Genomic DNA, 2,846 nt, shown 5'->3' with positions numbered 1-2,846 from the left:
ACGAGGCGTAGATCACGTCGAAGAAATGCGAGCCCTTGTGCACCTTGCCCAGCCAGCGCTCGTCCTCGATCTCGATGGCATAGCCCAGGTCTTGGAAATGGCCGAGGATGCGTGGGCTGTCGCCGGCCTTGCAGAAGATGTCGAGGTCCTTGGTCGGCCGCGAAATCCCGGTATAGGCGCTGACCGCATAGGTGCCGGCCAGCAGGAAGGGCAGGTCGGTCCCGCCCAGCTCCTGCAGCGCCTCGGTGTAGAAGGCCTCGGCCTGGGGGTCGGGCAGCGTCGGCGCGGCGGCGGCGATGATCGGTTTGATGGGCCGGTCCTCGGGTTGCGGCGAGCAAGTACCGAGTCAATCGCCCGGCGCCGCAACCAGTTCCCTACGCGGGCTATCAGCCCTCGTGCTTGGCGCAGAAGCCTTCCGCATCCAGCGACCGGAAATCGGCCATCGCGTCACGCAGCCGGTCATGCGGCCAGTCCCACCAGGCCAGGGCCAGCAACCGTGCCTCCACCGCCTCGCTGACACGGCGCCGGATCGGCTTGGCCGGGCTGCCGGCGACGATGGTGTAGGGCGGCACGTCACGGGTCACCACCGATCCGGCACCGATCACCGCGCCGGTGCCGACCGTCACGCCCGGCAGCACGATGGCGCCGTGGCCGATCCAGACGTCATGGCCGATGGTCACGGCGTTGCCGCGGCGCCAGGCGAAGAACTCGGTGTCGTCGGCCTCGCCCAGGCCGTAGGCGGCGGAGCGATAGGTGAAGTGGTGCTGCGTCGCCCGCCAGGTCGGGTGGTTCGGCGCGTTCAGGCGGGTGTAGGCGGCGATCGAGCAGAACTTGCCGATCTCGACGCACCAGGCCATCGCCCCGTCCATAAGGTAGCTGTAGTCGCCGAGGCCGACCTCGGCCAGCACGGCATTGGCGCCGATTTCGGTGTAGGTGCCGAGGCGGCTGTCGGACACGCGGGCGGTCGGGTGGATCTGGGACTCCAGCCCCAGCGTCTTGGCGCTCATCGGCACATCTCCGGTCGGGTATGGTCTGGAGGTCTAGACGAATTTCATGACGGTTTTGCGGGTGCCGGAGGCCGGACGAAGTCTCTCTGGCAGGGTCCCGGAATCGGATCCGGTTGCACCTTAAATGTGAAAGGTGATACCGATTGCGGAAAGAGGTGCAACCAGCGGGGCGGGCCATGGCCAACACCACCTTCGGCATCAAGATCGACGACGATTTGCGCACGCGGCTGAAGGCGGCGGCGGAAAAGCAGGGCCGCACCCCGCATTGGCTGGTGAAGCAGGCGGTGCTCACGATGCTCGACCGGATCGAGCGCGGCGGCGAGGCCTTTGGCCCGACCGGCGACGGCGACGGTGTCGACGTGATCGAAGGCCCGGCCGACGAGACCGGCCCGCAACCCTTCCTCGACTTCGCCCAGTCGGTGCGGCCGCAGACCGTGCTGCGCGCCAAGATCACCGCCGCCTATCGCCGGCCGGAGGAGGAGTGCCTGCCCTTCATCCTGGCCGGCGCCACCCTGCCGAAGCCGGTGCTCGACGGCGCCCGCGGCATCGCCCGCACCCTGGTCGAGGCGCTGCGCGCCAAGGGCGTCGGCGGCGGCGTCGAGGGACTGTTCCAGGAATTCTCGCTGTCGAGCCATGAGGGCGTCGCCCTGATGTGCCTGGCCGAGGCGCTGCTGCGCATCCCCGACCGCGCCACCCGCGATGCGCTGATCCGCGACAAGATCTCGTCCGGCGACTGGCAATCCCATGTCGGGCAGAGCCCGTCGATGTTCGTCAACGCCGCCGCCTGGGGCCTGGTGGTGACCGGCAAGCTGGTGACCACCAACAGCGAGGCCGGGCTGTCGGCCGCGCTGACCCGGCTGATCGGCCGCGGCGGCGAGCCGCTGATCCGCAAGGGCGTCGACATCGCCATGCGGATGATGGGCGAGCAGTTCGTGTCCGGCCAGACCATCTCCGAGGCACTCGCCAACGGCCGCAAGCACGAGGCCAAGGGCTTCCGCTACTCTTACGACATGCTCGGCGAGGCGGCGACGACCGCGGCCGATGCCGACCGCTACCTGCGCGACTACGAGCAGGCGATCCACGCCATCGGCAAGGCGGCGGAGCGGCGCGGCATCTATGAGGGGCCGGGCATCTCGATCAAGCTGTCGGCCCTGCATCCGCGCTATTCCCGGGCTCAAGGAGACCGGGTGACGGCCGAACTGCTGCCGCGGCTGACGTCGCTGGCGGTGCTGGCCCGCAGCTACGACATCGGCCTGAACATCGATGCGGAAGAGGCCGACCGGCTGGAGCTGTCGCTCGACCTTTTGGAAGCGCTGTGCTTCGACCCGGCCCTGGCCGGCTGGAACGGCATCGGCTTCGTGGTCCAGGCCTATCAGAAGCGCTGCCCCTTCGTGATCGACTATGTCATCGACCTGGCCCGGCGCAGCGGCCACCGGGTGATGGTGCGGCTGGTCAAGGGCGCCTATTGGGACAGCGAGCTCAAGCGCGCCCAGGTCGACGGCCTCGAAGGCTTCCCGGTCTACACCCGCAAGATCTACACCGACGTGTCCTACCTCGCCTGCGCCCGCAAGCTGCTGGCCGCGCCGGACGCGGTGTTCCCGCAATTCGCCACCCACAACGCCCAGACCCTGGCGACGATCTACCAGATGGCCGGTGGCAACTATTACCGCGGCCAGTACGAGTTCCAGTGCCTGCACGGCATGGGTGAGGGGCTCTACGAAGAAGTGGTGGGCCGCGAGAAGCTGGACCGGCCGTGCCGGATCTACGCCCCCGTGGGCACGCATGAGACGCTGCTGGCCTATCTCGTCCGCCGCCTGCTGGAGAATGGCGCCAACACCT

Annotated in this window: 2 protein-coding genes; one reads left to right on the top strand and one right to left on the bottom strand. The window is 68.4% G+C overall.

Features of this window, described 5'->3' with window-relative positions:
- Positions 1–386 precede the first annotated feature (386 nt).
- Positions 387–1,007, bottom strand: a complete 621-nt coding sequence (locus AC3XYG_RS31760) for a DapH/DapD/GlmU-related protein (RefSeq protein ID WP_489143886.1) — start codon at positions 1,005–1,007, stop codon at positions 387–389.
- 176 nt (positions 1,008–1,183) lie between these two features.
- Here AC3XYG_RS31760 and AC3XYG_RS31755 point away from each other — a divergent pair.
- Positions 1,184–2,846: proline dehydrogenase family protein (locus tag AC3XYG_RS31755; RefSeq protein WP_489143885.1), on the top strand; the 1,663-nt coding region annotated here is incomplete at its 3' end.

The sequence above is a fragment of the Inquilinus sp. genome, assembly GCF_057815775.1.
The sequence above is the reverse complement of the archived record's forward strand: the minus strand, read 5'-3'. Positions and strand labels throughout refer to the sequence as shown.